Genomic DNA, 6,457 nt, shown 5'->3' with positions numbered 1-6,457 from the left:
TGGACGCTGGAGGCGACTGATAGGCGGCCGGTAGCCGAGGCTGGCATGTGGTCGATGCCAGTTGTACTGATGGAGCCAGTGAGGCAGGGCCTGGCGCCGCTGGTCTGAGCTGTCATAGGAGCGAGCGTAAGCCCACTCGCGCAATGTGGTCTGGACCAGTCGTTCGGCCTTGCCGTTGGTACGGGGCGTGTAGGGGCGCGTGCGCAGGTGGCGCAGGCCCAGTCGGCGCAGGAGCCGGCGGAACAGCCGGGACTTGTAACAGGCGCCGTTGTCGGTCATGACCCGGGCGAAGGTGATGCCAAGGCCGCGGTAGTACCGTAGCGCTTGCAGCAGCGCCCGGCACGCACTGGTGCCACGTTCGTCGTTCTCGACGGTACCGAAGGCGATCCGGGAGTGGTCGTCGATGGCAAGGTGGACGAACTCCCAACCGGCGCCATCCGAAGTGCCCTGGCGAGCGCCGGTGACGCGATGTCCGGGGCGCCAGAACCGGCCCAGCTTCTTGATGTCCAGATGCAACAGATCACCCACCTGTGGGTACTCGTAGCGGTGGTCCGGGCGCGCTGGCGCCAGCTCGGCCAGTCGATGCAGACCGGCACGACGCATCAGCCGCGCGATCGTGCTCCGGCCGACGGGCAGTGCCAGCGAGATCTGGCGATAGGTCCGCCGCTGGCGACGCAGGGCGACTACCTGCTCGACGACCGGCGCCGGCGTGGCACTGGGGCAGCGAAGCGGGCGCGACGAACGGTCCTGGAGCCCTCCCGGGCCTTCCTCGCGGAAGCGGCGCAACCACTTGTAGGCCGTTCGAGTGCTCACACCCGCAGCGTGGGCGGCTTCTTCGACCCGAAGACCGTGCTCGATCACCCGTTCCACAAGCAGGGCTCGACCGCGAGGCGTAAGACGGGCATGTTTATGCAGGTTCATCCGGGGCTCCTGGGGTGCTGAATGGGTCGCACCTCCAGTGTTCCGGGATCACCCCGGATGAACAACCTACTGAGAGATCACACCTAGTCGCCCGCGCCGAGCGTCAGCTCCACGGTATCGCTCGAGGGCAGCGCGATGCGCACCGCTTCGGAGGCGATGTCGCCCTCCCGCGGCATGGCATTGCCGCTGGCGGAGATGCGCGCCAGGATCTCCACTTCCCGCAGTTGCGACAGCTTCTGCGTCGGCATCGGGCTGTCGCCGTCGTCCAGGGTGAGGCTGAGCGGAAGCTCCGCCACGCTGCGCTTCTGCGCCGCGACCGGCATCGGCGGCCCGTCGGGGATCCGGGCGATGACGAATACGCTGGCCCGTGGATCCAGCCGCACCCGCGCGGCGAATTCCGGATCGAGGGCGACGCGGATGCGCACGCCACCGGCAGCAGCCGCCTCCGGCGCCTCGGCGACGGCACGGTCCAGCGGCGCCAGGCCGCCGTCCTTGCGCGCAAGTTCGATCTGTTCGCGCAGGCCCGCAGCGGCCTCGGGGCCGAGGCGGTCGAGCAGCGGCTCCCAGGTTTCGGCCGCCTCGGCGTTGCGCCCGGCCTGGCGCCGGGCGATGCCGAGGAACAGGCGCGCGCGCTCCTGCCGCGGGTCGTCCCGCAGGATCCGTTCCAGGATCGCGGTGGCCTCCTCGTCGAAGTGCAGGCGGGGGTCGGCCTGGGCGCGCGATTCGGCGTACTCGAGCTGGGCGCCGACATCGTCCGGCGCCAGCTTCGCGGCCCGGGCGAACGCGTCGCGTGCTTCACCGACGCGTTCCTGCTCGCGGTAGGCGCGTCCCAGCAGCCGCCAGCCCTCCGCCTGCCGTGGGTCGCGCTCGAGGTCGGCCTCGAGCCGGGCGACGGCATCGGCCAGGGTGCGGGGCGTCTCCCGCTGCGCCGGTTCCAGGCCCGCCGGGGTGCCGACCACCCGGTACAGCGAAAGCGCGAGCACCGGGATCGCCACCACGACCCCGAAGAACAGCCCGCGCTGCGCGCGCAGCGGCCACGCCAGCACGAAGGACGCGGCGACCACCAGGGCGCCGGCAAGCAGAAGGAACGGCAGACTCACCATTCCTGCCGCTCGTCTTCGGGCCCCGCCGGCTGCGCGGCGCTGCGTCTGCGCACCACCCGCAGCACGACTGCCGCGCCGCCGAGCAGCAGCAGCGCCGGCCCGAACCACAGCAGCCAGGTGGTCGCGCCGACGCGCGGGCGGTACAGCACGAATTCTCCGTAGCGGTCGACCAGGTGCTGGCGGATCTGCGCGTCGTCCAGATCGCGGCGCATCAGCATCAGCACCTCGCGGCGCAGGTCGTGGGCGATCTGGGCGTTGGAATCGGCCAGCGACTGGTTCTGGCACATCACGCAGCGCAGCTCGGCCACCAGGTCGCGGAAGCGTTCCTCCTCGGCGCGGTCGCGGAACTGCAGCGGCGCCGGATCCTGCACCACCTGCGCCGGGGCGCCGGTGGGCGACAGCGCCAGCGCCAGCAGCAGGGCGAGCAGCACGGTCCTCATTCGCGCGCTCCCGGGGTCTGCAACGCCTCGAGCGCGGGCACCAGGCCCTCGCGGATGTCGTCGTCGGTCATCGGGCCGACGTGCTTCCAGCGCACGATGCCGGCGGCGTCGACCAGGAAGGTCTCCGGGGCGCCGTAGATGCCCCACTCGATCGCGCCGTGGCCCTCGTAGTCCACCAGCACCGCCCAGTAGGGGTTGCCGAACTGCTCCAGCCAGCGCAGCGCGTCGGCGCGCTCGTCCTTCCAGTTGTAGCCGATCACCCGCACCCGGCGGGCCTCGGCGAAGCGGGTCAGCACGCCGTGCTCCTCGCGGCAGCCCGGGCACCAGCTGCCCCAGACGTTGAGCACGTAGGGTGCGCCGAGCAGCTGCTCCGAGCCGAGCAGGCGGTCGGGCTCGTGCAGCACCGGCAGTTCGAACTGCGGCGCCGGCCGGCCGATCAGCGGCGAGGGCAGGGCGTCGCGGTCCGGGTCGCGGCTCATCCAGACGCCGGCGGCGAGCAGCGCCGCGATCGCGCCGAACACCGCCAGCGGCAGCCAGCGGAACTTGCGGTTGCCGGTCGCGCTCATGCGGACTGCTCCGGGCGGCGGCGGAAGCGGCGGTCGGTGGCGGTGACGAAGCCGCCCAGCGCCATCAGCGCGGCGCCGGCCCAGATCCAGCGCACGAACGGCTTGACGTGGGCGCGCACCGCCCAGGCCCCGCCGCCCAGCGGCTCGCCGAGCGCGGCGAAGATGTCGCCGGACAGGCCGGGACGGATCGCCGCTTCGGTCATCACCTGGCCGCCGCTGGCGTAGTGGCGCTTCTCGGGATGCATCAGGGCCACCGGTTCGCCGTCGCGCAGCAGTTGCACGGTGCCGCGGTCGGCGGTGTAGTTCGGTCCGCGCACCTGCTCGACGCCGTCGAAGCGGAACGCGTGGCGGCCGATCTCGATCGACTCGCCGGGTCGCAGTGCGACTTCCCGCTGCACGTTCAGTCCTTCCACCAGCAACGCCCCCACCAGGAACAGCGCGATGCCGAAATGCGCCAGGCTCATGCCGAGCATCTCCGCGGTCATGCGCCCGCCTGCCGAGCGCAGCCGCGCCCACACGAAGCGCAGCGTGCCCAGGCCGACCCAGAGCGCCCCGGCCACGCCGGCGGCGGCCTTCCACGGCCCCTGGGGCGCGACGAAGAACGCGATCGCTCCGCCCAGCAGCGCCAGCGCCAGCCACGGCAGCAGCATCGCCACCGGTTTCGACATGTCCTCGCGCTGCCAGCGGGTCAGCGGCCCGAACGGCAGCAGCAGCACCAGCGGTGCCATCAGCACCAGGAACAGGGTGCCGAAGTACGGCGGCCCCACCGAGATCTTGCCCAGCTCGAGCGCGTCGGCCAGCAGTGGATACAGCGTGCCCAGCAGCACCATCGCGCAAGCGGCGACCAGCAACAGGTTGTTGAGCAGCAGCAGGGTCTCGCGCGAGCCGGCGACGAACGGCTTGCCGTCCTCGTTGTCGGGCGCGCGCAGCGCGTACAGCAGCAGCGATGCGCCCACCACGAGGCCAAGGAACACCAGGATGAACAGCCCGCGCGCAGGGTCGGCGGCGAAGCTGTGCACGCTGGTCAGCACGCCGGAACGCACCAGGAACGCACCCAGCAGCGACAGCGAGAACGTGGCGATGGCCAGCAGCAGGGTCCAGCCGCGGAAACTGCCGCGCTTCTCGGTGACGGCCTGCGAATGGATCAGCGCGGCGCCGGCCAGCCAGGGCATGAAGCTGGCGTTCTCCACCGGGTCCCAGAACCACCAGCCGCCCCAGCCCAGCTCGTAGTAGGCCCACCAGCTGCCCAGGGCGATGCCGAGGGTGAGGAAGCCCCAGGCGACGTTCGTCCACGGCCGGGTCCAGCGCAGCCAGCGCACGTCGACGCGGCCGTCGAGCAGCGCCGCGATCGCGAACGCGAACGGCACCACGAACCCGGCGTAGCCGACGTACAGCAGCGGGGGATGGATGATCATCCCCGGATCCTGCAGCAGCGGGTTGAGATCGCGCCCTTCCACCGCCGCCGGCAGCAGCCGCTCGAACGGATTGCTGGTGAAGATCGTGAACGCCAGGAAGCCCAGCGACACAGCGCCCATCACCCCCAGCACCCGCGCCGTCACCTGTGGTGGAAGGGTGCGGGAGAACCTCGCCACCGCGCCGTTCCACAGCGCGATGATCAGTACCCACAGCAGCAGCGAGCCCTCGTGGCCGCCCCAGACCGCGGTGTAGCGATAGACCATCGGCAGCAGCGAGTTGGAGTTCTCGGCGACGTAGAGCACCGAGAAATCCTGCGCCACGAACGCGCGGGTCAGCAGCGCATAGGCCAGCGCCACCAGCGCCAGCTGCAGCCACGCGGCCGGGCGCGCCAGCGCCATCCACGGCGCGATGCCGCGGTGCGCGCCGAGCAGCGGCAGCACCGTCTGCAGGGCGGCGGCGAGCAGCGCCAGCAGCAGCGCGATCTGGCCGAGTTCAGGCAGCAACGGGCGTGCTCCCGTTCGGTGCCGGGGCGGCGCACTCGGAGAAGGCGTGGCGGCTCAATTCGTCGCGTCCGCGTCCGCCGGGGTCTCCACCCCATGCTTCTCGTGCGCCAGGCCCATCTTGTCGGCGACCTCCTTCGGCACATAGGTCTCGTCGTGCTTGGCGAGCACCTGCTCGGCGACGAACACGCCGTCCTGCATGCGACCGGTGGCGACCACAGCCTGGTTCTCCCGGAACAGGTCCGGGAGGATGCCGGTGTAGACCACCGGCAGCTGGGCATCGCCGTCGTCGACGCGGAACCGCGCCTGCATCGAGCCGCTTTCGCGGCTGAAGGAACCGCCCGCGACCATGCCGCCCAGCCGGAACCGCGCTTCCCCGGACGCGACCGCCTGCCCGGCGCGGCCGTCCAGGACCTCGGCGGGGGTGTAGAGGTAGGCGATGTTGCGCTGCAGGGCCATCGCGACCAGGGTCGCGGCGATCGCGGCGGCGGCGACCAGTGCGACCACGAACAGCAGGCGGCGGCGGCGGATCGGGTTCATGGGAGCGGTTCCTCGGAAGCGGGGCGCGCGGCGCGGCGCCGGGCGAGCAGCGCCAGCGCGCGCAGCAGCTGGCGGACACGGATGCGCGGAGCCACGAAGTCCCACAGCAGGACCACCGCGAACAGCAGGTAGGCGGCCATAACGTAGCTGCCGTAGCTCATCGCGGCTGCTCCACCAGCCGCCGGACCCAGTCCTTGCCGGCCTCGCGCTGCAGGTTGTCGGCGCGGGCGCGGGCCAGCAGCGAGCCCAGGAACCAGAGCTTGGTGCCGAGCAGCATCCACACCAGCGGCGGCAGCATGCTGGGGTCCATCGACGATTCGCCGAACATGCGGATGGTCTGGCCCTGGTGCAGCGAGTTCCACCACACCACCGAATAGCGGATCACCGGCAGCAGCACCACCCCGACGATCGCCAGCAGCCCGGCCGCGCGCGCGGCGGCGCGGCGGTCGTCGATGGCGCCGTAGAGGCCGATCACCCCGAGGTACAGGAACAGCAGGATCAACTCGGTGGTCAGGCGCGGGTCCCAGTCCCACCAGGTGCCCCACATCGGCTTGCCCCAGATGCTGCCGGTGGCCAGCGTGATCACGGTGAAGGCGGCGCCGATCGGGGCGCAGGCCATCGCCAGGATCTCGCACAGCTTGATCCGCCACACCAGCGCGATCGCCGAGTACACCGCCATCAGCCCGTAGACGGCCAGGCTCATCCAGGCGCTCGGCACGTGGATGTAGAGGATCCTGAAGCTGTCGCCCTGCTGGTAATCGGCCGGCACCACGAACAGGGCGCCGTAGGCGCCCCAGGCCATCGCCAGCAGCCCGAGCGCGTAGCCCCACGGCGCCCAGCGCGCGGCGAAGCGATCGAAGGTGGGCGGCGAGCCGAGTTGGTGGAACCAGCGGAGGAGGGGATTCATTCGTTCGGTTCGCTCCCCCGCGCGGGGCGGGGAAGGCGGTCGGTGGGGTGGCTACGGTTGGAGG

At 71.4% G+C, this 6,457-nt stretch carries 8 protein-coding genes; all 8 read right to left on the bottom strand.

Translation table 11 applies throughout. The annotated features are described in order from the left end of the window. Positions 1-921: IS481 family transposase (locus QFW77_RS01495; RefSeq protein WP_280572385.1), on the bottom strand; the 921-nt coding region annotated here is incomplete at its 3' end. A gap of 83 nt (positions 922-1,004) precedes the next feature. Then, positions 1,005-2,024, bottom strand: coding sequence for a tetratricopeptide repeat protein (locus tag QFW77_RS01490; protein WP_280572384.1), 1,020 nt, complete (start codon positions 2,022-2,024; stop codon positions 1,005-1,007). Further along, positions 2,018-2,455: a cytochrome c-type biogenesis protein gene (locus QFW77_RS01485; protein ID WP_280572404.1), complete on the bottom strand. Its 438-nt coding sequence runs from the start codon at positions 2,453-2,455 to the stop codon at positions 2,018-2,020. The genes QFW77_RS01490 and QFW77_RS01485 overlap by 7 nt, the downstream gene beginning before the upstream one ends. Positions 2,456-2,460: 5 nt before the next feature. Next, a complete protein-coding gene (locus tag QFW77_RS01480; protein WP_280572383.1) occupies positions 2,461-3,030 on the bottom strand; it encodes a DsbE family thiol:disulfide interchange protein in 570 nt (189 codons plus the stop codon). After that, positions 3,027-4,949, bottom strand: coding sequence for a heme lyase CcmF/NrfE family subunit (locus QFW77_RS01475; protein ID WP_280572382.1), 1,923 nt, complete (start codon positions 4,947-4,949; stop codon positions 3,027-3,029). The genes QFW77_RS01480 and QFW77_RS01475 overlap by 4 nt, the downstream gene beginning before the upstream one ends. A 54-nt stretch (positions 4,950-5,003) precedes the next feature. Further along, positions 5,004-5,486, bottom strand: a complete 483-nt coding sequence (gene ccmE / locus QFW77_RS01470) for a cytochrome c maturation protein CcmE (protein ID WP_280572381.1) — start codon at positions 5,484-5,486, stop codon at positions 5,004-5,006. Further along, on the bottom strand, positions 5,483-5,647 hold the full coding sequence (gene ccmD, locus QFW77_RS01465) for a heme exporter protein CcmD (protein WP_280572380.1): 165 nt from the start codon (positions 5,645-5,647) through the stop codon (positions 5,483-5,485). Before ccmD ends, ccmE begins: the two co-directional genes overlap by 4 nt. Next, positions 5,644-6,393: a heme ABC transporter permease CcmC gene (gene ccmC, locus QFW77_RS01460; protein ID WP_280572379.1), complete on the bottom strand. Its 750-nt coding sequence runs from the start codon at positions 6,391-6,393 to the stop codon at positions 5,644-5,646. The genes ccmD and ccmC overlap by 4 nt, the downstream gene beginning before the upstream one ends. Between the last annotated feature and the right edge of the window lie 64 nt (positions 6,394-6,457).

The organism is Luteimonas endophytica (assembly GCF_029887875.1).
GTDB classification, from domain to species: Bacteria; Pseudomonadota; Gammaproteobacteria; order Xanthomonadales; family Xanthomonadaceae; genus Luteimonas; species Luteimonas endophytica.
The sequence above is the reverse complement of the archived record's forward strand: the minus strand, read 5'-3'. Positions and strand labels throughout refer to the sequence as shown.